This window comes from Vibrio sp. B1FIG11 (genome assembly GCF_905175335.1).
In the GTDB taxonomy this organism is placed as follows: Bacteria; Pseudomonadota; Gammaproteobacteria; order Enterobacterales; family Vibrionaceae; genus Vibrio; species Vibrio campbellii.
Genome location: NZ_HG992752.1, coordinates 551,284 through 577,358, shown reverse-complemented (window position 1 = coordinate 577,358; position 26,075 = coordinate 551,284). Strand labels below are relative to the sequence as shown.

General features: G+C 45.7%; 16 protein-coding genes and 3 pseudogenes. 9 read left to right on the top strand and 10 right to left on the bottom strand.

Going from position 1 to position 26,075, the window contains the following annotated elements; all coding sequences use genetic code 11:
• Together KHO06_RS19365 and KHO06_RS19360 are read left to right on the top strand one after the other, a co-directional pair.
• A pseudogene (locus KHO06_RS19365) lies at positions 1–617 on the top strand (glutathione S-transferase family protein).
• Positions 618–912: 295 nt separating this feature from the next.
• Positions 913–2,350: pseudogene (locus KHO06_RS19360) on the top strand (catalase).
• Between the two features lie 195 nt (positions 2,351–2,545).
• On the opposite strand, the gene KHO06_RS19355 reads toward KHO06_RS19360, so the two are convergent.
• From KHO06_RS19355 to KHO06_RS19345, 3 genes and pseudogenes are all read right to left on the bottom strand, one after another.
• Positions 2,546–3,424: an NAD(P)-dependent oxidoreductase gene (locus tag KHO06_RS19355; RefSeq protein ID WP_050936115.1), complete on the bottom strand. Its 879-nt coding sequence runs from the start codon at positions 3,422–3,424 to the stop codon at positions 2,546–2,548.
• A gap of 116 nt (positions 3,425–3,540) precedes the next feature.
• Positions 3,541–3,783, bottom strand: a pseudogene (locus KHO06_RS19350) (DoxX family protein); the annotation flags it as partial.
• Between the two features lie 80 nt (positions 3,784–3,863).
• Positions 3,864–5,735, bottom strand: a complete 1,872-nt coding sequence (locus KHO06_RS19345; RefSeq protein ID WP_171357806.1) for a fructose-specific PTS transporter subunit EIIC — start codon at positions 5,733–5,735, stop codon at positions 3,864–3,866.
• A gap of 233 nt (positions 5,736–5,968) precedes the next feature.
• Between KHO06_RS19345 and KHO06_RS19340 the strand changes: the two genes are divergently transcribed.
• Both KHO06_RS19340 and KHO06_RS19335 read left to right on the top strand, forming a co-directional pair.
• Positions 5,969–6,268, top strand: a complete 300-nt coding sequence (locus KHO06_RS19340) for a PTS fructose transporter subunit IIB (protein ID WP_005432059.1) — start codon at positions 5,969–5,971, stop codon at positions 6,266–6,268.
• Positions 6,269–6,280: 12 nt separating this feature from the next.
• Complete coding sequence (locus KHO06_RS19335; RefSeq protein WP_103413955.1) at positions 6,281–7,057, top strand: PTS sugar transporter subunit IIA; 777 nt, start codon at positions 6,281–6,283, stop codon at positions 7,055–7,057.
• A 23-nt stretch (positions 7,058–7,080) separates the two neighbouring features.
• On the opposite strand, the gene KHO06_RS19330 is transcribed toward KHO06_RS19335, so the two are convergent.
• Positions 7,081–7,923, bottom strand: a complete 843-nt coding sequence (locus KHO06_RS19330; protein WP_005451367.1) for an AraC family transcriptional regulator — start codon at positions 7,921–7,923, stop codon at positions 7,081–7,083.
• Between the two features lie 382 nt (positions 7,924–8,305).
• Between KHO06_RS19330 and KHO06_RS19325 the strand changes: the two genes are divergently transcribed.
• The 3 genes from KHO06_RS19325 (at position 8,306) to KHO06_RS19315 (ending at position 12,660) form a co-directional block, all read left to right on the top strand.
• A complete protein-coding gene (locus KHO06_RS19325) occupies positions 8,306–10,213 on the top strand; it encodes a fructose-specific PTS transporter subunit EIIC (RefSeq protein ID WP_212583172.1) in 1,908 nt (635 codons plus the stop codon).
• Positions 10,214–10,290: 77 nt separating this feature from the next.
• Complete coding sequence (gene manA / locus KHO06_RS19320) at positions 10,291–11,523, top strand: mannose-6-phosphate isomerase, class I (protein WP_212583171.1); 1,233 nt, start codon at positions 10,291–10,293, stop codon at positions 11,521–11,523.
• 201 nt (positions 11,524–11,724) lie between these two features.
• Positions 11,725–12,660: an ADP-ribosylglycohydrolase family protein gene (locus KHO06_RS19315; protein WP_212583170.1), complete on the top strand. Its 936-nt coding sequence runs from the start codon at positions 11,725–11,727 to the stop codon at positions 12,658–12,660.
• Between the two features lie 63 nt (positions 12,661–12,723).
• On the opposite strand, the gene KHO06_RS19310 is transcribed toward KHO06_RS19315, so the two are convergent.
• Positions 12,724–13,635 carry a DMT family transporter gene (locus KHO06_RS19310; RefSeq protein WP_212583169.1) on the bottom strand — a complete coding sequence of 304 codons (912 nt, stop codon included), beginning with the start codon at positions 13,633–13,635 and terminating at the stop codon, positions 12,724–12,726.
• Positions 13,636–14,183: 548 nt separating this feature from the next.
• Positions 14,184–14,840 carry a hypothetical protein gene (locus KHO06_RS19305; protein ID WP_212583168.1) on the bottom strand — a complete coding sequence of 219 codons (657 nt, stop codon included), beginning with the start codon at positions 14,838–14,840 and terminating at the stop codon, positions 14,184–14,186.
• An 800-nt stretch (positions 14,841–15,640) separates the two neighbouring features.
• Here KHO06_RS19305 and KHO06_RS19300 point away from each other — a divergent pair.
• Entirely contained in the window at positions 15,641–16,288 is a 648-nt protein-coding gene (locus KHO06_RS19300; protein WP_038889126.1) for an HAD family phosphatase, read from the top strand.
• Between the two features lie 67 nt (positions 16,289–16,355).
• Here KHO06_RS19300 and KHO06_RS19295 read toward each other — a convergent pair whose 3' ends face one another.
• The 3 genes from KHO06_RS19295 to KHO06_RS19285 all read right to left on the bottom strand — a co-directional run bounded on the left by KHO06_RS19295 (position 16,356) and on the right by KHO06_RS19285 (position 22,823).
• Entirely contained in the window at positions 16,356–17,663 is a 1,308-nt protein-coding gene (locus tag KHO06_RS19295) for a dicarboxylate/amino acid:cation symporter (protein WP_081233923.1), read from the bottom strand.
• 84 nt (positions 17,664–17,747) lie between these two features.
• Positions 17,748–18,977, bottom strand: a complete 1,230-nt coding sequence (locus KHO06_RS19290; RefSeq protein ID WP_212583167.1) for an NAD(P)/FAD-dependent oxidoreductase — start codon at positions 18,975–18,977, stop codon at positions 17,748–17,750.
• 231 nt (positions 18,978–19,208) lie between these two features.
• A complete protein-coding gene (locus KHO06_RS19285; RefSeq protein ID WP_212583166.1) occupies positions 19,209–22,823 on the bottom strand; it encodes an Ig-like domain-containing protein in 3,615 nt (1,204 codons plus the stop codon).
• 610 nt (positions 22,824–23,433) lie between these two features.
• On the opposite strand from KHO06_RS19285, the gene azu reads away from it, so the two are divergent.
• Positions 23,434–23,886 carry an azurin gene (gene azu, locus KHO06_RS19280; protein ID WP_005432103.1) on the top strand — a complete coding sequence of 151 codons (453 nt, stop codon included), beginning with the start codon at positions 23,434–23,436 and terminating at the stop codon, positions 23,884–23,886.
• Positions 23,887–23,999: 113 nt separating this feature from the next.
• Here azu and KHO06_RS19275 read toward each other — a convergent pair whose 3' ends face one another.
• Positions 24,000–26,066 (bottom strand): EAL domain-containing protein, encoded by a 2,067-nt coding sequence (locus tag KHO06_RS19275; RefSeq protein ID WP_212583165.1) that lies wholly within the window; start codon positions 26,064–26,066, stop codon positions 24,000–24,002.
• Between the last annotated feature and the right edge of the window lie 9 nt (positions 26,067–26,075).

The following is a 26,075-nucleotide window of genomic DNA, read 5'->3' as shown; positions in this document are numbered from 1 at the left end:
ATGATTAAACTGCATCATTTAAACCAGTCTCGTTCAAAACGCATCATTGGTTGTTAGAAGAATTGGGGGTGGATTATGAGATCGTGCCTTACCTTCGTGACAGCGTCACCTTCCTTGCCCCACCTGAGCTCAAGAGCATTCACCCACTCGGCAAGTCACCTGTATTGGAAGATGGCGACGAGATCGTTACAGAGTCTGGTGCTATCACTGAATACTTAATTAAAAAGTATGCAGATGGACGTTTTGCACCAGAGCGTGGCAGCAAAGCTTACACGCAGTACATTCAATGGCTGCATTTTGCAGAGAGCTCAGCCATGGTTCCCCTGCTGCTCAAAATGTTTGTTGCTAAAGATGGCGCACAAACCAATTTCCTTGCGGACTACGCCGATGCGGAAACCATGAAGGTCATGGGCTACGTTGATCAAAGCCTAGAAGGGAAAACCTACTTTGTAGAAGAGCGACTAACAGGCGCGGATTTCATGATGTCTTTTGTCGTCGATGTCCTAAACAAGTTTGGGGTTATTGAGCGTTTCCCTAACATCCAACGTTATGGCGCACAGCTCGCTACGCATCCCGCGTTTACTAAAGCAGAAGAACTTGAGGTGAAATTCGGTTAATCGAGTTGAGGCCTTCTCAAACCATTGAGAATTTCTGCCTATTTTGAACAATTTAAAATAGGCAGAAATTATTCACACAGACCACAGTTAGAAGTAATATTTAATCCATACGACAAATAATGTTAATTGACACAAAGCCACTAATTAACAACCACTTAAAGCATAGGTGATACCTATCACACTGATTGCTAATAACAGTTTTTTTATTCTCAGTTGCAGCGCTATTCTCCTCGCATAACTTTCGAGCAGTTGCCGAAAAGTCGATAAATAATCACTATATTGCAAGGAAACTCAAATGAGCAAAAAACTGACTACAGCAGCAGGTTGCCCTGTCGCCCATAACCAAAACGTTATGACTGCTGGTCCTCGTGGCCCTCAACTACTACAAGACGTTTGGTTCCTTGAAAAATTGGCACACTTTGACCGCGAAGTGATCCCAGAGCGTCGTATGCACGCGAAAGGTTCTGGCGCTTACGGTACATTCACCGTAACTCACGACATCACTAAATACACTCGCGCTAAGATCTTCTCTGATATCGGTAAAAAAAACCGAACTATTCGCTCGATTCACTACCGTAGCTGGTGAGCGCGGTGCAGCAGACGCAGAACGCGACATCCGTGGTTTTGCACTAAAATTCTACACTGAAGAAGGTAACTGGGACTTGGTTGGTAACAACACGCCAGTATTCTTCCTACGTGACCCACTAAAATTCCCAGACCTAAACCACGCAGTAAAACGCGACCCTCGCACTAACATGCGTAGCTCTACCAACAACTGGGATTTCTGGACATCACTACCAGAAGCATTCCACCAAGTGACTATCGTAATGAGTGACCGTGGTATCCCAGCTTCTTACCGTCATATGCATGGTTTTGGTAGCCACACATTCAGCTTTATCAACGCAGAAAACGAGCGTTACTGGGTGAAATTCCATTTCAAAACTCAGCAAGGCATCAAAAACCTAACTGACCAAGAAGCAGAAACAATCGTCGGTAAAGACCGCGAAAGCCATCACCGTGATCTTTACGAAGCGATTGAGCGTCAAGACTTCCCTAAATGGAAGATGTACGTACAGATCATGCCGGAACTAGAAGCGGATGAAGTCAACTTCAACCCATTCGACCTAACAAAAGTATGGTCTCAGAAAGATTACCCACTGATCCCAGTTGGTGAGTTCGAACTGAACCGTAACCCAGAAAACTTCTACGCAGAAGTTGAGCAATCAGCGTTCAACCCAGCGGCAGTAGTACCTGGTATCGGCTTCTCACCAGATAAGATGCTACAAGGTCGTCTGTTCGCTTACGGCGATGCTCAGCGTTACCGTCTAGGTGTGAACCACCATCAAATCCCTGTGAACGCACCTCGTTGCCCTGTTCACAGCTACCATCGCGATGGCGCAATGCGTGTTGATGGCAACTTTGGTTCAACACTAGGTTACGAGCCAAACTACAAACAAGAATGGGCAGAGCAACCAGATTACTCTGAGCCACCTCTACGCATCAACGGCAACGCTGATCATTACGATCACCGTGTAGACGAAGACTACTTCAGCCAAGCGGGTGACCTATTCCGTCTGATGAGCGAAGAGCAACGTCAAACTCTGTTCGACAACACAGCTCGCGCAATGGACGGTGTGCCAGAGTTCATCCAACAACGCCACGTTCAACACGCATACCAAGCGGACGAAGCGTACGGCAAAGGTCTTGAGGTTGCGCTAGGCTTAAACAAGTAAGCAAACGCTGTAATCATCACACTGTGTGATTAAAAGACATAAAAAAGGAGGTGCCCAACAGCACCTCCTGATTTCAAATCACTAATCCTTAATCACTAGTCACAGACCATGCTCAAGGAGATTCATTATGATCAACTTAGATTTCTTTAAGCTCTTTGATACCAAAGAACTGTTTATCTATTACTGATTCATCAACTACTGATTTTTAGCTACCGCTTTGATCAGTACTGATGTATCCATGCGCCCCAAGCCATCGCGTTGAAGGTCTGCGTATTGCTCATCCACTTTCTTAGTCAGTGGAAGCTCTAGACCCACTCGCTCTGCTTCTTGCAGACAGAAACCCAAGTCTTTGCGCATCCAATCAATAGCGAAGCCAAAATCGAACTTATCTTCCGCCATCGTATTTGCGCGGTTTTCCATCTGCCATGAACCTGCAGCGCCATGCTTCAACGTTTCTACAACTTGAGCAATGTCCAAACCTGATTTTTGTGCCAGCAGCAAAGCTTCACTCAGACCTTGTAAAACGCCACCAATACAGATTTGGTTTACCATCTTACAACGTTGGCCCTGACCGTTTTCACCCAGTAGCGTCATCTGCTTCGCGTACACATCCATCGCTGGAGACACACGGTCAAAAATGCTTTGTTCACCACCACACATGATGGTTAGTACACCATTTTCTGCACCCGCTTGACCACCAGAAACTGGCGCATCAATGAAGTGATTGCCGTACTTAACACACGCTTCAGCCAGCTCAACCGCTAGGTCTGCAGAAGTCGTTGTGTGGTCCACTAACACTGCATCCGCTTTCAAGCCGACCAGAATGCCTTCTTCACCGTAAACAACGCTACGAACGTCATCATCATTACCCACACAGGTAAAAACGATGTCACAGCCTTCTGCTGCTTCACGTGGTGTTTCACAAGCTACGCCTTGGTATTCTTCAGCCCATTTGTCGGCTTTCGCTTTTGTGCGGTTGTATACTTTGGTTTCAAAGCCCGCTTTACTTAGGTAACCAGCCATTGGATATCCCATCACACCCAGACCAATAAATGCTACACTTAGTTTTTCCATTGCAAGCCTCCTTGAATTCGAAATAAGTGACGTTTTGAAACTATTACTATCTGAAACAGTTACTATTTGAAACATGTTACTAAAGATTTCAGAACATTACTTGCAATAATTTCGTCTTAAATAAGCGCAATAAACTCAATCAAAGGCGAAGCCACCAAAAGTGATAATAAAAGCGTCACCATTGACGGAATCGCGTCTTTCCAAGTATCAAAACGAAAATGGAAAAACATCGCACCAACGGAGGTGAATGCAATAAAACTTGCTCCTATCGCACTTAACAAGTTGTTCGTCGATAACAAGCCAATTAACATCAAAATTGCACCCGTTACCTCAACCAGTCCAACCAAAAACATAGCGGCACTTTTCGCAGGGATAAAAAAAAGCTCCATCAAAAATGATGGAGCTAACTAGCAGATAGCCTTATTTGGGGGCTATGTACTTAAGGGATTCTTTTCGCCTGTAACAGTGCTGCGGCGTTGAGCATCGCGTCTTTAGTGCTGACATCCAACACCTTCATTTTTCTGAATCGTTCTGGCTCTTTGATGGCAACATCGTGAGCGAAAATAACAAACTTCGCCTTAGCGATATCTTTGTCAGTGATTCGGTTAATGATGCCGTTCGCCCCTTGTGTTTCGACCTTGATCTTAATGCCTAACGCACAGGCAGCTTTTTCTAATGACTTCGCCGCTAAGAAGGTGTGCGCCACACCTGATGGACAAGACGTCACAGCAAGAATGTCTGCTTCACCCTCACCTTGCACAGAGGTGTAAGCTTGAGATTGACCAACCGGACTATCGTCTTCTGTGACCGTCTTCTTAAGCGCAATAACAATCAATGCTGTGGTAAACGAGCCTGCGATCGTGCCGACAATGTAGCCGATCTTGCCGTCAACGACTGGCAGTACAATCCAGCCGCCCCACGGAGCATGGTTAATCACATGGAACATAAATCCAATCACGTTACCGACAATGCCCCCAGCAACAATCGCAGGCAGGACGCGAGCTGGGTCACCAGCAGCAAACGGAATCGCCCCTTCACTGATGCCAATCATGCCCATGATGCCCGCGGCTTTACCCGCCTCACGTTCATCACGTTTAAACTTACTTGGCGATAGAAAAGTTGCTAATGCCATACCTAAAGGCGGGGTACAGATCGCAATACCGACACCACCCATTAACCAAGGCTGAGTATTCACCTGAGTTTGAGCAAACAAGGTCGCCACTTTGTTGATAGGACCGCCCATATCAAACGCGGTCATTGCGCCCAGTACGGTGCCCAACATCACTTTACCTGAGCCCGCCATACCTGTAAGTACATCGTTCATTGTCGTCATTGCGCTGGCGATCGGTGAACCAATCACCCACATCACTGCGCCACAAGTAACAAACGTACCAACCAGTGGGTAGATAAAGATAGATCCGAGCGAACTCATGCTGTCCGGCAATTGAATCTTCTTCAGTAGCCAAACCACAAAGCCGGCGAAAAATCCGACCACAATTGCTCCCAAGAAGCCAGTGTTGTAGTGACTAACCGCAATCCATGAGCCAATCATGCCCGGAGCAAGCCCTGGCTTATCCGCAATCGAATAGGCAATGTAACCGCCTAACACCGCGGTAAACAGCGTCAAACCTGCGATACCCATCTCAGCAATATCTGCCAAAATACCTTCTTCCGGAACACCGCCATGGCCTGAAATCATCACGGACAGAGACAACAACACGCCGCCCGCGACGATAAACGGAATCATATGAGAAGTGCCAAACAGCAAGTGTTCTTTCATTCTGCCGAGCTTCTGCGCCCAAGGGCTGAGTGGCTCAGACGCAAACTCTAAAGGATCGATACCAGAGTCATTCGTGTTCGATTGAATATCAGTAAGTAGCTCGCGCGCTTCCTCCACCGACTCCGCCGCTTTTAACTTATTGACGAAACCATCTTCAATGATTTTGGTGGAAATTTGTGCCAAGACTTCGATGTGGTGATGATCATCCCCATCCGGAGAAGCCAGCATAAAAAATACGTCAGACAGTTCGCCGTCATCAGCGCCGTAATCAATCCCTTTTCGGCTGATGCCCACTGCGACTGCGGGTTTGGCAACCGCGTTACTTTTGGCGTGAGGAATGGCAATACCCTCGTCAAAGCCGGTATTGCCAATCTCTTCTCGTTTCCAAATGTCCGCCAAGAACTGACTTTTGCTAGTGAGCTTGCCCGCCGCGTCCAACAATTCGACGAGCTCTTTGAGCGCTTCATCTTTGGTTTGAGCCTGCAAATCCAAGCAAATGGTTTCCGGCTCAATAAGGTTTAATATGTCCATTGTTTGTACCTTGCAATGTTCACGCTCGTGAGTCATGAGTTATTTGTTCCATCTATGACTGTGTACAGAGTAACCAACACTCGTCCTTTCCAATACAGGACAAAAAGTGCATTAACTGGATTAATGTAACATGAGATTTAAACTGTGATAGAGCTCTTGCGATTATCTGCTTTAAATCCATCCTTCCGACGACCACTATGCTAAAATCCACAAAAAAATAAAGTGGATAGAACATGAAAATCGTAGCGGTGACAGCGTGCCCTACAGGCATCGCTCATACTTATATGGCGGCAGATGCGCTAATGAAAGCTGCGCCTAAGCATAACGTACAAATTAAGGTCGAAACGCAAGGTGCGATGGGTATTGAGAATCAGCTTACCCCTCACGACATTGCACAAGCGGATCGTGTCTTAATTGTGTCCGATATCGAGATTGAACAACCAGCCCGCTTTGAAGGCACTAACAAAATCCAAATCCCAATTGAAGATGTGTTACTCAATGTTGATAAGGTGTTCCTTGTACACTGTCGATGATACTCTTTGCAGATGAACGAATACCAGATCACCTTTTTTGTCGACGATATTAATGCCAGTGCTCACGTAGCGCAGCCCCTCAATCGCGTCGCCAAAAAGTTCAAAAGCACTATACACATCATTAACATAACGCAAAACCGCATCGCTGAACTCACCAAGTCAGTCGCGGTTTTACAGGTCGGCTTGCAGCAAGGCGACCTGTGCCAAATCACTGCCATCGGTATTGATGCCGAGCTTGCCTGTTTCGTTATCAAAGACATCATTGCTGAGAACTTTACCGTTGTCGGCTCCCACATTAATTACGAGTTCTCAAGCCAACTTGCGGAGCGACTTCCCCAGATTTGCCCACCGTGTGAAATACAATGGCATTACGCCAAAGCGCACACTGAGCTCACCAAGTTTGAGTGCTTGAAAGGGCTAGCACAGCTTATTCATCCGCTTCACCCAGACGAACTCATTCTCGCCTTTATCAAACGTGAAGAGCGGTCCTCAACCGCAGTAACACCGGGTATTGCCCTGCCCCATGTGATGTTCGAAGGTGTAGACCACATTTCTGTTGCAGTTATCGCTAACGAGATCCCGATGGATTGGGCATCCAAAATGGGTGAAGTGCATCTTGCTATAGCACTAGTAATGCCAGCGAAGCCCACGCGCGAGCACATCATTGCAGCAACCAACTTAACTCGTAACCTGCTGACCGACCAAATGGCTGAACGTTTACTGCTAACAAAAAGCAGCGTCGACTTACAGGCGCTTCTGATGTACGCCATGTCGAGGCTGCTCGCTTAGTCTTTACCGTTTTAGTTTCCGTTCTAAATTGAACCGCGATATTCCGTCGGCGTTCTGCCCGTGCGGTTCTTAAATACTCGGCAGAAGTAGTTCACATCTTTAAATCCACAGCGCACCGATACCTCATTCAACTTAAAGTTGTATTTCTTGAGCATAAACTTCGCGCGGTCTACCCGTACCCACGTAATGTAATCGGCTAACGTCATGTGACCTTGCTGACGGAACAAACGCGACAAATGGTTAGAAGAGATGCTGAACCTCGACGCAATACTGTCACGCGTGATTGGACGGTGGAAGTTCTCTTGGATGTAGATACAAATACCCTGATACAGATCTTGCACTCGGCTGTGCGCCTGCGTCTCTATAGGTGCATCTAACATCGATTTAGCGTATTGCAACAAGGCTTGCAGCAACAACTCATCCATTGGCTTCTTATTGCACTCGCGAGCCAATGAACTCAGCGCTTCCAAGATATTATCAATGGCAAATCCAGAACGAGTTTGAATACTGTGTTTTTGGATATCGTAAAAGCTCGCTTCCCCTTTACGTTTGGACACGAGACTCAAACCCAATTGACGGCGACCAAAGAGAATACTTAATACCGAGCAATCTGTATCCCAGTCAGGTTTATTCCAACAGTTAGGCGGAATAAATATCGCATCACCGGTTTTCGCCACGATATGCGTCACTTTGCGATCATGACTTTCCATTTCATTAATATATTCACCAGATAAGACCAATTCTAATCGAGGGAAGTTAACCTGATAGCTAAATTCAGGTGGTGTATGAAAATCACCAGCAAACCATATATTGTGAAATGGTTCTCGCTCGTTTAATACTGATGAAATCAAATCATGAAAAATCATTTTACGTACTCTTAAACACGCATCCATGATGCTATATCTATAGATATACACCCAACTGGACTTTTGTGCTATTGAGCAAAATCACACTTCCATTTTAAGGTTACAAAAATCCAGTTAACGAATCAATTATCCAGTCTAGTAAATCATCAAAAAAGCCTTCAAACCCTTATATATTGGAGCAATAACACATTTTACTTATGGTTCATCGACTTCCACATAATGTCACAGATATGCAGTAAGTTTATCCAGTAGACGATCTACATCACACTCTAGTCGGGCGGTTACAATCGTCCAGTAAATGCATTTTTTCTTCACTACTGTCTCCGCTTGGTTAATTTCAAAATACCCCTGAAATAAAAATTATATTTATAGGGATTCGACAATGATCACCAAACTAATAAATGAAGACTTGATTAAGCTTGATCTTCAAGCGACTTCAAAAGAAGACGTATTTAAAGAACTGGTTGCAGTTCTACACGCCCAAGGTCGTATTTCAGACCAAGAGCAATTTCTTGCAGATATAAAAGCACGTGAAGAATTAGGTAATACCGGATTTGAAGATGGCGTAGCTATCCCACACGCCAAAAGTGCAGCAGTCATTGAACCAGCGGTTGTGATCGGCGTAAGCAAATCTGGTATCGAATACGGCGCGGAAGACGGTTTGCCTTCAAAACTGTTCTTCATGATCGCTTCTCCAGACGGTGGCGATAACCACCATATCGAAGTTCTCGCAGAACTGTCTTCAAAACTGATTGAAGATGGTTTCATTGATGCATTTTTAGGTGCAGCAAACAGCCAAGACGCACTGGCACTGCTGCTTGCTAAAGAAGAGCCGCAAGCAGTGGCAGACGCACCAGCAAACCAAGGTTTCATCATTGGTGTTACTGGTTGTCCTGCAGGCGTTGCGCACACTTACCTAGCGGCAGAAGCGCTTGAGAAAGGTGCAGCGGCGATGGGTTACGAAATCAAGGTTGAAACGAATGGTTCAATCGGTGTCAAAAACAGCCCAACAGCAGAAGAAATCGAGCGTGCAGATGCAATCATCGTGGCATGTGACAAGCAAGTCGACATGAACCGCTTTGCTGGCAAACGCGTGGTAAAAACCAACGTAAAAGCCCCTATCCGCGATGCTCAAGGTCTGATTAACGAAGCGTTAAGCGCTCCAGAATACCAAGCAGAAGCAAGCAGCAATGCACAAGCGTCTGTGGCAAACAAAGCCTCTCAGGCTCGCTCTGACCTATACCGCTACTTGATGAACGGCGTATCACACATGATCCCATTCGTTGTAACAGGTGGTCTTTTGATTGCACTTGCTCTTGCAGTCGGTGGTCAACCAAGTGAAGCGGGCATGGCTATTCCTGAAGGCAGCATGTGGAACCAAATCCTCAACGTTGGTGTAGTTGCCTTTACGCTGATGATCCCAATCCTAGCCGGTTACATTGCCTACGCGATTGCTGACCGCCCTGCTCTAGCTCCTGGTTTGATCGGTGGTTGGATTGCAAACAACGGTTCTTTCTACGGCGCAGACGCTGGTACAGGCTTTATCGGTGCCATCATCGCTGGTCTGCTTGTGGGTTACTTCGTGAAGTGGATTACGTCGATTAACTACCACAAATTCATTCAACCTTTAGTGCCAATCATGATTGCGCCAATCACAGGTTCGCTATTCATCGCTGGTCTTTTCATCTTCGTAATCGGCGCGCCAATCGCAAGCCTAATGGACGGTCTGACTGCGCTACTAACAAGCATGAGTACAGGTAACGTCGTTCTACTAGGCATCGTACTTGGTGGTATGGCTGGCTTCGATATGGGTGGTCCATTCAACAAGGTCGCGTTCCTATTCTCTGTGGGCATGATTGCAAGCGGTCAAACTCAATTTATGGGTGCGATGGCGTGTGCAATCCCAGTTGCACCTCTAGGCATGGCACTAGCAACGGCGCTTGGTCGTAAGTTCGACCTGTTCGAAGAATCAGAAACCGAAGCGGGCAAAGCAGCAGGCGCAATGGGTCTAGTTGGTATCTCTGAAGGTGCGATTCCATTCGCAGCGCAAGATCCAATGTCAGTGATTCCAGCAAACGTACTTGGCTCAATGGTAGCGGCAGTAATGGCCTTCTCATTCGGCATTACCAACAGTGTTGCTCACGGCGGTCCAGTTGTCGCTCTACTTGGCGCGATGAATCACCCAGTACTTGCTCTGATTTGTATGGCAGCTGGCGCAGTGGTTACCGCAGTAACGTGTGTAACTCTGAAGAAAGTTCGCAAAGCAAAAATGATGCAAGCAGCCGCTTAATCACCCCTACCCCCAAATGGCTCCTATGGCTTGGGCAATGTCGCCCAAGCCATGATTTTCTCTCATGGTGACACTCTATGTCTGATTTAACGATGTCCGATACACAAACGATTCAAACTCAAGCTAAGCATCCGATGTTTTTCCTGATGAACAACGTGATTCAAAGCTACGCTTGGGGCAGTATTACTTCTGTTAACCAACTGTTTGGCATTGAAAACCCAACGGGCGAACCACAAGCAGAAGTATGGATGGGTGCGCATCCCAACGGTTGCTCATTGGTGATGGTAAACGGTGAGGAGACCAAACTCTCTTCACTGATTGCTCAAGACATGAATGCCTTTCTGAGTGAAGAAGTCACAAACCGTTTTGGTGAACTTCCATACCTATTTAAAGTGCTTGCTGCTGAGAAAGCGCTGTCGATTCAGGTTCACCCAAACAAACAACAAGCAGAATTAGGCTTTGCACTGGAAGAAAAACAAGGCATCCCCCTAACCGCTGCAAACCGTAACTACAAAGATCCAAACCACAAACCTGAGTTGGTTTACGCGCTAACCGAATACCAAGCGATGAATGGCTTCCGCCCAACAAGTGAAATCATCAGCTTCTTCTCTGAGCTGGCGATTCCTGAGCTGCAAGGCTTGGTGGATGACCTTATCGCAAACCAAACACCAACGGGCTTGGCAACCTTCTTCTCGGGCCTACTGTCACTAGAAGGCGAACAGAAAGAGATGGCGTTGACGGTGCTATTGGCTCAAGCTCGCATCACCGACTTACCTCTGTTCAACCTGATTCTTGAGCTAGAGAAGCAATACCCTGGCGATATTGGTTTGTTTGCACCACTGATGCTTAATGTTATTACCCTACAACCGGGCGATGCCATGTTCTTAGATGCAGAAACGCCACACGCTTACTTGAAAGGTACAGGTCTTGAGATCATGGCGAACTCAGACAACGTACTGCGCGCGGGTCTGACACCAAAATACATGGACGTGAAAGAGCTTGTTGCGTGTACACGCTTCAACGAGAAGCCGTTCGACAGCCTATTGCTCGCACCAAACGAAATCGACGATATGTTGGAATACCCAATCCCAGTCGACGATTTCAAATTCGCCATCGTTAAACAAGCTCACCAGCGTACTCTAGAAGTTCAAACCGCTGAGATCATTATGCCTCTGGATACCAAACTTGTGCTCACTCACGCAAACGGCGAAATATGCGTAGTTGAAAAAGGACAATCAGTTTTCATTCCGGCTTACGCAAAACAGGTTACTTTGGATTGTGAAGGTCGTGTTGCGCGCGCTTACAGCTAATCGTTATTGTGAATAGTACGCCACTAAAACCAACGCCTCGCCACTCGCGGGGCGTTTTGCTTTTAACCCTAGTCTTTTTAACCCTAGTAAAGCAATGGTTAATTAAGCACTATAGTCTTGATCCAAAACAGAAACATTTCCCTAAAAAACCAAGAAACTGTGTAAGACTTATTGAGTAGCCCTGTTGATAAAGGTGGCAAGATGACTCATAGAAACGCTCGCTCTCTTCATGCCATTATCGGCGCACTCGTCGGTGATGCAGCATCTCTCGGATTTCATTGGCTTTACGATCAAGAACTCATCAGGCAGTTTGGTTCTCCGCATCCGGAATTTCATCAACCTAACCGAACTGAATACCATGACAAAGGTTATTTTGCCCACGGTAGCAAACAAGTCGGTGACCTCACCCACTATGGCGCGCAGCTTGTTGCCATGTTAGACGCTCTGGTTCAAACCGGACACTACGACGAGGCACGTTACATTCGCTCCTTTCGAGAATGGTTTGATTTTGGTGGTAAATGGCAGGGCTATACAGACAAACCGACTAAGCAAACACTGCTCAACATTCATGAGTTGGAAGCCAAAGAGCTACGCTTAACGCAATGTGGGGCTGACGACACGCAAAACCCTGCATTATCTAAGCTTCCGCCTTTGGTGGCTTTTCATTCCGATGATGACAAACTCGCTAAACTGGTCGATTCCGCCGTGCGGGTTACCAATAACAACGACACCGCAGTTATGTACGCCCAAGCTGTCGCAGTGATGATTCAGATGGCGTTGCAAGGCGCCGCGCCCAAAGCGTGTGTAATGGCAGCTCAGACGGTTTCTCCAAATATTGCTAACGATATTCAACGTGCAGAAGCGATGAGCGGCAGAACCGCCACCAGCGTTGCGGAGTCCGTTGGGATGCATTGCGGTTTAGACGCTTCATTTGTGGTGATTTGTCATTTGTTGATGAACTCAGAAAGTTACGAAACCACCATGCGTGAGAACATATACTGTGGCGGTGATTCAAGTGGTCGAGCCATTCCACTCGGTGCCATTCTTGGGGCAAGTTATTACGACACGCCAATGTCGATTCCAAATCACTGGATGGATAAAACCGCGCTACCTCGCCGTTTACTGCAGTGTTTATAAAAGAAGGGGGTGTTGCGAGTTCAGGGCAAAAAAAAGAGGCCCATGAGAGCCTCTTGCTATGCGTTACTCGGCGGGTACTGCCACTGAGCGTAACTTGAAAAGCTTCTTAGGTGCTTTGGTTAACAAAATGCCAAACATAAGAGGTAGCATTAAGATAATCGACTGCTCTGAAAGCATTTCTCCATTAATAAACGCGGATAGGAATAACGCGACCAAAGGGAAAATCAGAAAACAAATCGAAGCTTGAAACGGTGTCGAAACCTGACCAAGTTTAAAGTAAGCCACAATACCTCCAACACTTGCCACAAAGCCAAGATAAACGACCGCTAGGACTGAGTCGTAAGTAAATGCCGCTACATCAACTTGCTCACATACTGCCGATAAAGCGAATAGTAGCAGAGACGCAATAAAACAAGGCACCGCATTATAGGTCAACACCTGAATGTCCTTGCAGTACTTTTGAACTAACACATACATTACCGCATGCATCGCCACCGCAAGCGCTAACGACAGCGTACCTAGTAAGTAATCTTCCCCACCCAGTTGCATCTCGTTGCCCAAAATTAGACAAAGACTTACCACTGCCGTCAACAAGCCAAACACTTGGTGACGCGCCAAACGCAGCCCCAAAAACAGGCCAGACATTAGCATCACCGCAACCGGCATGTTGGCAAAAATAATCGATGCAAGACCCGACGAGATGTATTGCTCTCCGTAAATCATCAGCGTAAACGGCATCGCAAAGTACAAAACAGCCACGATAAAAATCCAATGACGTTTACCCTTTGGGAACATCAAAGGTTGTTTGAATGCTTTTGCCATCACAAACAGCAAAGGTGCAGCAAGGAAAAAACGCATACTTGTGGCAAGAACAGGGGGAATAGAGTGCAATGCGACTTCCATTGCGAACCAAGTGGTTCCCCAGATCAAACACACAGACAAAAAGAGCAAAAATATAAAAGACTTTGAATTCATGACGACGACTTACTTAAATTATTTAATATTCACTGGCTTGTATCACCAGATTTACGTGTCACATTCTAAAGTCTTCCCTCGAGAAACATTTTGCTATTTGTAAGGTTCTTTACCTGCCAACTAAAATAACTTTCCACATATAAAATAAAATGCAGAAATAATTTCTACAATATAAAGATATGGTAATATCATTGTTTTATTTGTGGTTTTTTATCTCGTTTAAAATATGGGGGTGAGTACGGCACGAAAGGGCACTTGAGCCAAAGACGTACACTTTTTGGCGACCGTACTAACCATTCCATCACCCTAAAGGTCTAGTTGTGTGATGGCAGATAGTGAATATAAAACCAATTGCATATATAGTAACTCCTGCAATCCTTAACGCTCTGACTGAGCTTCGCCCTAGCCTGAGCCAATGCAGGCTAGGGTATTTTTTTAGGGTTCGCACAGACAAACCAAGCTGCCAGAGAGTCTCAGCAAAGTTAAAAATGCACCAGTCATCAACTGGTGCATAAAGCGAAAGGTTGAATACTGACTAATCTAAAAGACTAAAGAGATTCAAAGCCAACACTAGCTTCCGTGTAGCCTTTTCTTTCAGAGTTGTAGTCGATAGCAACATTCAGGTGACCTGATAGTTCACCTTCTGCGGCATAAACTGGGCAAGTGGCAACATGCGAAAGGTACGTTGCCTCTGTCGGCTTCATAAAGTAGTAAATTTGCTGCAACTCACATTCACCTACGCTCTTACCAGATGACTGAAGACTTGCTCTTTGCTGATGAAAGTTAGGAGCAGCATCAAGAAGGTAGCTCGGTGTTAGCGTGTAGATATGAGTCTGATAGATGTCGGTAAACTCGTTGCCTGCTTTGTACATCTGGCTGCTCATATCGTAAACGACGTTTAAGTGCCAATAAGCAATTTCGGATTCATCCGTAACTTGCGCACCAGGTTTTGAGTACATACAAGTAATCTGGCTGTGTGGGGTTTCCATATCTTGATCAGCCATGTGGCCTTTCTTGATAGACTGGATACCACAACGATGCAGCGTAAAACCAGACGACGCCATTCGCTCACGGACTTGATGAGCAGATTCAAACTTTGTATGCACTCCCTCAGGCGTGCTACTGGTGATATCAACTGAGTTGTTGGCATGAGCTTGTAGGCTAATACCAGCGATGAAGACGACTGCAACTTTTATATTTTTCATAGTAATGTTCTATTCTCCTCGTTAGATTCGAGAGGGAAACTAACTCACCAAACAAATATGAAACAACTTTAATATAGAAATTTGTGATATTAGATCCATATATCAGGGTTAAACTCACTTAAAAAGCGGATAAAATCCTTTTTATTCATATAATTAACAGCAAATCAACTCAGTAAAAACCTGTTTTATTCCCCCTTCTAGAACGAACGCTTGCCAAATGCGCTTAAGCTTTATTTCGCTTTCTACAGACAGAAAAAAAGCGATACCAGATTGATATCGCTTTGGAAAAGGTTGCAAGACCAGTAAATATTCCGAAAAAATCGATTGGACCCCTCCATCTCTCTAAACGGGTATTAATCGCCCGGCACGAGCAACAAACCTAAAATCACTTTTATTCTTTCGCTGGTACCAGCAGTCCGCATACAAAGACATAAGCGGTATTAACTAGCTGAGAAGAAATTATGTTATAACATAACACTTATTGAGTTAACAGGTAGGAATTGCTTCGTGACTAGAATCACAGAATAAACCCATGAAGGACTTAAAGTCCCTCTCTCGAAATCAAAAAAGAGCAGAGACGGATCTCTGCTCTTCTGTCTATTTTAATAGATTGTCGTAAACGCTTCTTCCCGACAAATTAGCGCAATATCGATTTCAGTATTAAATTATTGTTTCGTATGGAACAGCGCTTGCCCACTTTTGTCTTTATTCAACCAAAAGTTGATGATGATCGAATTGCACAAGAAAATCGATTCCGCTTATGTCAAAATGCGCCATCTCAATCGACAAGTCATAACGTAATGAATTATCAAGCTGCTATTTTCGATATGGATGGACTGCTCCTCGATACGGAGCGAGTGTGCATGCGCATTTTCCAAGAAGCGTGCGAGGCACAAAGCCTCCCATTCTACAAAGACGTTTACCTTTCAATCATTGGTCGCAACGCGGCGGGCATTGAGGTCATTTTCCGCAAAGCTTACGGTGATGATTTAGATCGCCTTCATCACGAATGGCGCACTCGCTACGATGCGGTTGTAAAACATCAAGCCATTCCAGTAAAAGAAGGCGTGGTAGAACTGCTTGAGTGGCTAAAACAGCAAGGTTTACCCATTGCCGTTGCGACTTCTACTGCAAAAGAAGTAGCGAGAAAAAAGTTGGAGCTGGCGGGTTTGAGCAAGTATTTCGACAACTTAACCACGGGCTGTGAGGTCTCACATGGAAAGCCAGATCCAGAGATCTATCTGCTTGCAGCAAGTCGACTAAACGTTGACCCAACCAAATGTCTTGCCTTTGAAGATTCCAACAATGGCGTACGCTCTGCGGTAGCAGCTAACATGGTCACTTTCCAAATCCCAGACCTTGTTGAGCCTTGCGCAGAAGTGCGTGATTTTGGCCATGCGATCGTTCCTTCACTGCATGACGCATTATTCGAGCTTAAAAAAGCGTAGCCCGTTTTCGCTCATCTAAGTTCAGAACAACGAAAAACGCACTCTCCATTGAGAGTGCGTTTTGCTTTTAGCCCACTAGCATCTCTGACGAATCAAGAGATTGTGAATCCACCGTCGTCTTCTTTTGCCAACGGTCGATCACAAGCGTCGCGACTAAATCCCCCTCCACATTAACGGCGGTTCGGAAGGTATCCAGCGGTCTTTCGATCACCAATAAAATCGCAATCGCTTCCAATGGAATACCTGCTGCTAACAGCACTAACTGCATACCTGACATAGAGCCAGAAGGCATGCCCGGAGCACCGACAGAAGAGACCATAGCCATGATAAAAATCATCACCAATCCAGTCGTGCTCAAATCCACACCGAACAGTTGCGCCAAGAAAATCGCGGCAACACCTTCAAATAGCGCCGTCCCGTCCATGTTCATTACAGAACCAAGTGGCAGCACCATACTGCTGACTTCTGGTGAGACATCTAAATTGTCTTCCGCACTTTGCTTTGCAAGAGGCAGAGCAGCTGCACTAGAGGAAGTCGCGAACGCCATGGCTAACGGTGCTGAAATCGCTTTAAACAGCGTAACCGGCGAAATCCCCGTCATAACCTTAGCAATCGTCGGTAATACGACTACCCCGTGCACCATAGTAAGCACAAACACCAGCAACGCAAACAGCGCAAGTTGCTGAATCAGATTGCCACTCGAGGTCAACGTGATATCAAGCACGATCGCGAAAATAGCAATCGGAGACAGTTTAACGATGCCACGAATCATGGTGTTGATGCTTTTGTTTAACCCCGAAATCACGGCTAATAAAGGGTGACCTGATGGCACCGAAAGCAAAATCGCAACGCCTGCCATAAAGGAGAAAACGACGATCGCCAGTAAGTTACCATTCGCCAATGCAGCAAACGGATTGACCATGGCCATCTTGACGAGATTGGTCAATATCGCTGCCCCACCAGCCCCTTGTTCATCAATCAAACGAACATCACTGCCAACAGGAATAGTCTGACTGAGCGGCTCCCATGCTGGCAATGCCAAAGAAGCACCAAGCCCCAAGCTGATGGCTATTAGAGTCGTGAAGCTGTAGAAAAGCAGTGTTCGCCCACCCAATGCTTTAAGGCGTAAGGTTGAACCGATATTGGTAATACCCTCGACAAGGGAGAACAGTACCATCAAGCCCACCACCATTTTGAGCAAACCTAGGTAGACCGTTTTACTCAACATCAAAATTTGGTAGTAATCACTCGACAGCAATAGCGATTTATCTGCAAAACCATGTTCGACGAGAAGAAGGATAGCTTGAGCCCCACTCCAAGCAAGCAAAGCAGAAATAAGAAGTTGAACAGGTAAAGAGAGTTGCAAATGACGCATAAAAAAACACCTAGCGCCACAAATCGTTATGATTTGGGCGCTCGATAATAGTGAAAAGACAGAAATGAATAATACTGACTAAGATTAAGACCAAGAGCCTTTGTAATAAGGGTTCAATAAACCTTTTACGCGTTTAAGCACAACCAACGCTGATACTCGGAACCAGCCAAAAATGACACGTTGATGCAGTCTAAAAATGGTGTCGTATAAACGACGGACGTAGCGTCCGCGTAACACGACTTTGTCATTCATCAACGCGCCAACCGCGTAGTCATGCCCAAGTGCTACTACCATGCCACCATCTTTGAATACAAACGGCTTAAGCTCTTTGCCTTTCACCAAGCGCTTAAACTGCTTCGCCAAATGCGCCGCTGCTTGGTTGGCTGCTTGTGCTCGTGGTGGTACGACACGTCCATCCTCTTGTGGACATTCAGCACTGTCACCGATGACAAAAACGCTCTCATCAAGAGTGGTTTGCAACGTTGGTAACACTTTAAGTTGGTTAATACGGTTGCTTTCCAGACCATCGAGATTCGCTAACCAGTCTGGGCATCGAATACCTGCCGCCCAAATTTGTAGATCAGCAGGAATGACCTCATTTTCTGTTACAATGCGATCCGCTTCTGCACGCTTAACCCTTGCGTTTAAGCGGACGTTAACGCCCTGCTTTTGAAGTTTCTTGAATACTTTTTCAGACATGCAATCAGCGCTTGCGGGCAATACGCGGTCTGCGGCTTCAATAAGCGTAATAGAAAGCTGAGTATCATTTTGATAGCGGTTTAATTGCTTGCTCACTTTAGCCCACTCAGCAGCCAACTCAACACCAGTCGCACCAGCCCCCACAATAGATACACGGTGAGCACCACCGTTCGCCAGCATCTGTTTCATCTGCTCCCATGCTTTTTCTGCTTGAGAGGCAGAATCTAAGAACAAACAATGATCGCTCACACCCGGAATTTTGAAATCATTACTGATCGCACCCACTGCAATCACAAGGTAATCGTATTTCAATGTTTGTTCTGGTGAGAACTCAGCGCTTACGGTAATCGTTTTGTTTGCTCGATCTAATCCTGACATGCGCGCTTGAACATACTGGTAGCCGTGGCAAGCAGCATGAAGGCGAAACGCCACCGAATCGAGCTCATTGTCAAACGTGCCCGCCGCAATTTCATGCAGTCTTGGTTTCCATAAGTGATGAGAAGATGGTTCAACCAAAGTGACGGTGTGGCCAGATTTACCCGCAAAACTGCTCGCTAAACGCGTGACCATTTCTAGGCCTGCAGCACCACCACCGACAACAACAAAATTCGACATACTCCCCTCCCGGAAACCATTCATCGAAAGATAAAAATCATAAACGCAGTAAATACGTTTGGAATGGCGAGCATTATATTGAGTTGAAAATAAATGATAATAAGCAGAAAAAGAAAATAACTATTACAGAAACGTAAAAATAAAAACTAAGCGTCTGAGCCGAATGAAAAAAACAAAAAAGCCACCACTTTTCAGTGGTGGCTTTGACTCAGCGATGTTGTTCTATCTGAATTAACGAGGATCAAGTCCTAGCTTTTGTAGCACCAGTTTGAAGTTATCACGGCGCTCTTCCACGTTATGAACGTCACCAGTCGAACACGTCAAATCAGGACAACCACGGTTAACGATGCCTGAAACGTCATCAATAAATTGAGAGCCTTGTAGACCGCTGTCAACGTACTTCTTCAGCTCGTTGTAGTAGTTCCAGTCTGCATATTGGCCGCCTTCATCGTTATACGCCTGCACTGATGTTACCCAGTAGAATAGACCAGCAATCCATTTGATCTCTCTGTTTTCTTCCGAGCTACAAATCAGACCAGGGTTCGAACAGAAGTCCAACTCTGCGTATAGCGGATTCTCTGGTGGCGCTTCAACCGTTACGCCATCAATCGTTTTACCGATCGTCGATGGATCAACGTGTGAACGACCTAGGTAGTGGTTAAGCGTACCGAAGTTCTGACGACCTGTGGTTTGGATAACACCACGACCCCACCAGCCACAACCTTCAACACTTTCTTGGCTGCTGCCGTCCCAAACAAATTTACCTGCTTTTTGGCCAACGTAAGTTCTACACTCGTCACGCTCCCATACTTGCTTAGACGTATCGACGCTTTCAGGTACTTCGTTACAGTGACCGTTGTTGGTCCAACGACCAGCAGCACCATTTACCAGTAGACCACGCTCTTCAAGCACAGCATCCGGAGCAGCAAATACTGGAGCTGGTGCACCGTACCATTTCGCATGCGTCAGCGCGCTTACTTCCATCTTGTTATCACGTGGACACGAGTACGCGTGATCCAGACCAGACACTGGGTTTACACCATAATCTGCGTATTTCTGACCAAGTTGACCACAGCTTGCCGTCATTGGGTAATCCGTTGGCGCGCCATATTTCACTTCTGACCAGTTGTTTTCATCACAAGCGTTGTAACGAATAGTCTCTTGCATACTTTGTGCAAGGAATGCAGCAATCGCGACTTTCGCGTATTTGATGTTAGTAGCGTCATCGACTTCGTCGTCCATCAGCCAGAACTTGTTACCCGCCACACCAATGTTGTGCATCGCGTTTAAGCCATCTAGGAAGTCATTCCACTTGTAAACCGTTGACGGAACCCACTGAGATTGCGGCGTTTCGTATAGGAAAGCTTCGTTATCCATCACGCTTTCAGCGTTAGCTAACTCTTGGTTTAGCGCCTCAATACGAGTCAATGAACCTTTCTCTAGCTCTTCACCCACGTAGTACAGTGGTACTTTCGCCGTTTGGTACACTTCAATCTTGCTGGTTAATGCTTGAGAGTCTTGATCAAACATCAATGCAAACACGTTACTGTAAGCCGCTTTGCGAATTTGCTGCTCGCTTTGCGTATTGCCCATGAAGTAGTTCGCCGCTTGCGCAGTCGACATGTTTGCCAGCATTGCAGGTGCTTCAACGTAATCTGTTACCTGTTTTACGTATTCAAGTGCGTTGTGCCACTGCTCGCTAGTTAGCGCAGCCGTCTCGCTCGATTTAGTGAAAGCAACAAAGTCCGCTTTATTTGCAGAATCCGCTTTGTATAGTTCAAAGCTATTAAGCAAATCAGCAGAGAAGACAGACGCTTCATCCCATACTGATTGACGACCAGAATGCGTATCATACGCGAATTCGCCAATGCTTAATGACCAACCAAATGTCGCTTGAGGTGCAAGTGTGGTGAAGATCAAGTTATGAGCCTGTGCCCAACCTTTTACATCATCACTCAGTGCGTTGATCGCATCGATATCGATATTGCTACCTGTAATATCGATAGCGTTTGTCAGCGCTTGCTTAACCGCTACCGTACCCAATGATGCGCCTTTGTCTTGTGTTGCAAGATCCAGAACATCCGATTGAATAACGATAGAGGCTGAGCCTGCGTTCTCTGCCTGTTCTAGGACAGAAACAAATGCACGTGTTAGCTGTTCTACATCTACTAACGCATCAGCGCTGCTTGTCTCGATCGTCAATGTGCTTGGTGCTTGAGTTGATGGGCTCGCGACAACAAATGTATTTGGCCAACCAGCAACTTCAAGGCGAACTGGGTCCATTGGGTTGCGTAATGATAGCGCTGGTGCTGTACCCGGCTCTGTGCCGTCACAGTTCAGGTGCAGTGCCCATGAGGCGTCGCTACCCGGAACAGTTTGCGTCCAGTAAACCGCTGAGTAAGCAATGTTCTTGTGAACCATAATGTCGCCACCAGTTGCGTGGTCACCACGAGTCCAATCTGGGTAAACATTGAAATCAGCACACAAGCCACCCGGAGGCGTTGGGGTATCAACTTCTTCCACTGTGATTTTCACACGTGCAGTCGCCGTTAGATTTTCAGCATCGGTCGCTACCGCTTCTAACGTAACATCACCTACTTGAGATGCCGTCCAGTTACAAGAGTACTGGCTTGCCGTAGACGCGTTAAACTCACAAATTTGCTGGTTGTTTGCTTTCACAATAACACGAGACAAATCATCATCCGCATCCGTTGCACGAACAGAAATCGATACCAACTCGTCTTTTTCAAACTTAGAACCGTTTGCAGGAGAAGAGAAGCTCACTTCAGGACTAACAAAGCTTGGGGCAGCTTCTACTGTCACTGCGATGCTGTTCTGCTCAACCGTTTGGCCGTTTTGATCTAACACCACCACTTTTAGCGTTGCGTTGCCAACTTCGCTTGGTGTCCAAGATTGCGAGTAAGAGTTTTGAGTAGCTGTGATACTACGCTGGCCTAGCTTGTGATCGTTTGCCCAAAATTCCAGGGTCGAGATCAACTCACCATCAACGCGTGCAGTAATTGTCGTCGCTTGTTCAACAGTCAGTTTTTGACCTTGTGTTGGTGCAACAAACGTCAGTTCATGTACTTCAGGCTCCAGTGGCGGCTCAACTTGCTTTTCTTTAACTGTGATACTCACAGCCTGCTCTTGTGTTAGACCAGAAGTGTCTTCCACTACTGCTTTAATCGTGTGTGCACCCACGCCAACTGATGTCCAACTTGCTTGGAAAGGCGCCTGTGTTGCACGAGCAACTTGAACGTTATCGACAAAGAAGGTCACTGCTTTAACGCTGGTATTGGTCGCTGTTACGTTTGCTAACATCGCAACCGCTTGGCCTTCTTCAAACTCCGCGCCGCTTACTGGTGACGTTAACTGAAGCGAAATCTCCGGCTCACCCACTTCACCATCATCAGCAATCAAACGGATAGTGTTTTGCAGTAGAGCAAGATCCAATACGCCACTCACACCCAGAGTTAGCTCGATACTTTCACCAGCTGGAAGTTGTGACTTAACCCAACTACCGCTATCAAAGGAAAGGGTAAGAGTGTTTTCGAATAGGCTCCCTTTCGCATTGCTCGTAAATGCCATGCCTGGGTAGCTGACGCTTGTAGCAGCCCAAGAAGGCGCAGACATAGTTAGATTTGAATCAAACAAAACCTTGGCATCACGCAACTCAATTGATTGAGAACCATCGTTTGTCAGGGTTACTTTGTACGTGTTCCACCATTGGCTTTCAGAGCCAACAACAGCAGCATCGGTTACCACTCCAGCTTGTGCTGCGGGCAGTCCCATTCCGATCGCGAGCGCTAGAACGCTCGGCATGAAATTTAGCATATTCTTATTCATAATTAATGACTTATATAATCTACAGTAGGAAGGTAAATCATTATAAGCAGGAACTTTTTTCGCGGCGCAGCCGATGGATGTAACAAAACGTAACAGGATTTTTGGAGGAAAAATCGTCAATAATTAAGCAGTTTTAGACGTCAAATTGATGACAAATCATTCAGTGACAATATGGACAATTTAAACTGGGACTCTAGTTCAAATTATATAAATGACATCAAGCAATTGATGAATTTATTTATTCGTGTCGATAAATAACTTTTGTTTGCATAATTGTTAATTTTGTGAATTAAGAGAAATTTGCGTTACAAGTTAAAAAGCACAGAAACATTTAGTTACAACTTGTCGAGATTCCAGCCAAAAACATTGCAACTACTCTGTTGATTGATGTAAGAACACCGAAAGATAAGATTACTGAAACTTGTTAATTTGATTACATAAAATAAGCCTAATGAATGATCAAATAGTGAAAATCATAAGTATAACTTTGCAACAAAACGTCAATATAGGGTTCAAAGCACGGTTTCAAACAGAATATTCGATGATAATGAGATGCATTGGATCGGTTTGAATCCAAGTCAGCCCAAAAATACAATATGGAGAGTGTTATATGTCTTTACGTTTAGTAGCAGCAACCTTTGCACTAGTTGGAATGAGCTTTGGCGCACAAGCCAACGCGGAGTGTGAAGTGTCCATCGATGCTAACGATATGATGCAGTTTTCGACCAAGACACTGAGCGTGCCAGCGACGTGTAAAGAAGTGAAACTGACGCTGAACCACACTGGTAAGATGCCTGCACAGTCAATGGGTCACAACGTTGTGATTACAGATACGGCTAACCTTCAAGCGGTGGGTACAGACGGGATGTCTGCGGGCCTTGAAAACAACTACGTGAAACCAAACGACGACCGCGTTTATGCCTTCACTAAAGTAGTGGGCGGCGGTGAAAGCACTTCTATCACCTTCAGCACAGAAAAAATGACTCCGGGAGGCGACTACTCGTTCTTGTGTTCTTTCCCTGGTCACTGGGCAATCATGCAAGGTAAATTCGAGTTCAAGTAAACACATCTACATCCGGATGACCCAATTTGAGATTGGGACACACAGATGTCTTATTTGAACCTAAAGAAAAGGGAAGCATTTCGCTTCCCTTTTTGGTGCTGTTAACTTACTGCTTAGCATGCAAAGTGATCGTAATCTGAACGCTCTTCTCGCTCGCTGTATTCAAGCTTTACAACATCGTCAAACGGCATTGGGCGGTAGAAGTAAAAGCCTTGAATCAAATCAATACCTAATTCTGCCATAAACTCTAATTCGCTCTCTGTTTCAATACCCTCGGCAACGGTGACGGCTCCGGTAATTTTTACCAGCTTCGCGGTTAACCTAAACAGTTCGCGACCGTTTTTGTTGTTGAGGTTAAGTACTAACGAACGGTCTATTTTCACTTTATCGAAATCGTATTTTGACAGGTAACCAATAGACGAATAACCAGAACCAAAGTCATCCAACGCAATCTTCACCCCCGCAGCTCGCAGTGCGCTCAACACAAAGTGGGTACGATGCTCATCCTGAATCAGCATGTCTTCGGTAATTTCAAACTCCACTTGAGAGCAAGAGAGAGCACTTTCATTAATCATCGTCAGTACCTTTTCAGTGAAGTCCGGTACCAAGCAAGTTTCTGGCGATAGGTTAATTGAAACCTTGAAGTTTGGTCGATTCGCCAATGGCGCTGCTTCACGTAATGTCGTTTCGACCACCCATAAATCCAACTCACTCATTAAGCCGACTTTGGCAAAGTCCTCAAGAAACGTTGGTGGTGTGATCTCTCCTGTTTCAGAGCGATGACGAATCAGTACTTCAAGCGAACGAATCTCACCCGTACGAGCATTAACCTGTGGTTGATAGAACAACACAAACTCGCCATGCTTTTTCAAGTCACTGATGCGTTTTTGCGCCGCAAACTTATTCGTGATTTCAGGGAAAAATGCCCCCGCCACTTTGCCATTATCTAATCCTTCATAATTGAAGAAATCATCAGAAACGGACTTTGCAAATAGCGTATCCGCATTACCAATTTTGTCCATTTGCTTAAAGAATGGGTAGTAAATTACCACACCAACCAAGATGATGATCAGTTGCAAAATCACGCCCGTCCACGTGTAGCCTGTGCCAATGAAACCACTCGCTAATGGCGGTGTCATCCAGCTGACGATCTCAGTAATCGGAGCGACCAGCCCCATCGCTGTCGCAACGTAAGCAATGACCAACCCTACAATAGGAGCAATGAGAAACGGCACAATCATGACGGGGTTGAACATGATGGGTAAGCCATAAATGATTGGCTCGTTAATATTGAACAAGCTCAAAACCAATGCCGCTATCGCAAGCGCTTTATAACTGCGATTTTTGGTCAGAAAAAGCATACAAAGTACCAGTGAAATGGTATTCCCTGCGCCCCCCATTCCTGCATAAAAATCAAAGAAATTAGTGGTTAAAATTGGCAGTGGTGTACCAAGCGCTTCATGGTTTTCTATCGCAACACGCGTCACTTCATAAAGCTCGGCTTTGTAAGGCGCAAAAATGATGTGGCCGTTGATACCAATCGACCAAAATAGGTTACGCACAAATTCGTAGATCACACCATCAAGCAGTGAGTTAGGATCCAGTTTTGGCAGTAGAAGATGCGCAACATCCGCAGCACAAAACGCTTGCCCAAGCGCATAGCCCAACACCGTATAACCAACGACCAACACCACCGTCGCCACGATGAGGTTGTAGGATTGATCCACAACGTTCGGCAAATCAGAGCGCATAAACCATTTTCGGTTTTGCATAAAACGCACAGACCAAGCGACGACGGTCGGAACAAGAATTGCCAACGGGTAGTTACTTGGAACGACTGTACCATCTTGCAATAAGCCCCATTCATTGCAGATGATAAAGTAAATCATCAACGATGGCGTTATCACGTTCACACGAGAGACTTTCAACAGTGAGGAAAGAAACTGCGAGAAGTACACCAACAGCAAAATTGGAAATAGCTTCCAGATAATGGCACTCGCGGTACCTACAGTGATACCAATCTGCTCGTAGCCAGCTATCACCAGTAAATTACTCAGCAATGTACTGAATGCAGAAATTAACGAGACTGGTAACAACATCACGAGGACGTTACATAAACCGTTAATGTATAAGTTGGAAGATATTAAAGTAAAAAGTCGATTGATATATCGATTGTTCATTTGGCTAAG

Excerpts from the sequence above, each read along its gene's own strand:
- KHO06_RS19295 (WP_081233923.1), bottom strand. The coding sequence starts at position 17,663 with ATGCGTCATTTGCAACTCTCTTTACCTGTTCAACTTCTTATTTCTGCT.
- KHO06_RS19275 (WP_212583165.1), bottom strand. The coding sequence starts at position 26,066 with ATGAACAATCGATATATCAATCGACTTTTTACTTTAATATCTTCCAAC.
- KHO06_RS19335 (WP_103413955.1), top strand. The coding sequence starts at position 6,281 with ATGAACGAATACCAGATCACCTTTTTTGTCGACGATATTAATGCCAGT.
- KHO06_RS19290 (WP_212583167.1), bottom strand. The coding sequence starts at position 18,977 with ATGTCGAATTTTGTTGTTGTCGGTGGTGGTGCTGCAGGCCTAGAAATG.
- KHO06_RS19310 (WP_212583169.1), bottom strand. The coding sequence starts at position 13,635 with ATGAATTCAAAGTCTTTTATATTTTTGCTCTTTTTGTCTGTGTGTTTG.
- KHO06_RS19330 (WP_005451367.1), bottom strand. The coding sequence starts at position 7,923 with ATGATTTTTCATGATTTGATTTCATCAGTATTAAACGAGCGAGAACCA.
- KHO06_RS19355 (WP_050936115.1), bottom strand. The coding sequence starts at position 3,424 with ATGGAAAAACTAAGTGTAGCATTTATTGGTCTGGGTGTGATGGGATAT.
- KHO06_RS19325 (WP_212583172.1), top strand. The coding sequence starts at position 8,306 with ATGATCACCAAACTAATAAATGAAGACTTGATTAAGCTTGATCTTCAA.
- KHO06_RS19340 (WP_005432059.1), top strand. The coding sequence starts at position 5,969 with ATGAAAATCGTAGCGGTGACAGCGTGCCCTACAGGCATCGCTCATACT.
- KHO06_RS19285 (WP_212583166.1), bottom strand. The coding sequence starts at position 22,823 with ATGAATAAGAATATGCTAAATTTCATGCCGAGCGTTCTAGCGCTCGCG.
- KHO06_RS19300 (WP_038889126.1), top strand. The coding sequence starts at position 15,641 with ATGAATTATCAAGCTGCTATTTTCGATATGGATGGACTGCTCCTCGAT.
- azu (WP_005432103.1), top strand. The coding sequence starts at position 23,434 with ATGTCTTTACGTTTAGTAGCAGCAACCTTTGCACTAGTTGGAATGAGC.
- KHO06_RS19305 (WP_212583168.1), bottom strand. The coding sequence starts at position 14,840 with ATGAAAAATATAAAAGTTGCAGTCGTCTTCATCGCTGGTATTAGCCTA.
- KHO06_RS19315 (WP_212583170.1), top strand. The coding sequence starts at position 11,725 with ATGACTCATAGAAACGCTCGCTCTCTTCATGCCATTATCGGCGCACTC.
- KHO06_RS19345 (WP_171357806.1), bottom strand. The coding sequence starts at position 5,735 with ATGGACATATTAAACCTTATTGAGCCGGAAACCATTTGCTTGGATTTG.
- manA (WP_212583171.1), top strand. The coding sequence starts at position 10,291 with ATGTCTGATTTAACGATGTCCGATACACAAACGATTCAAACTCAAGCT.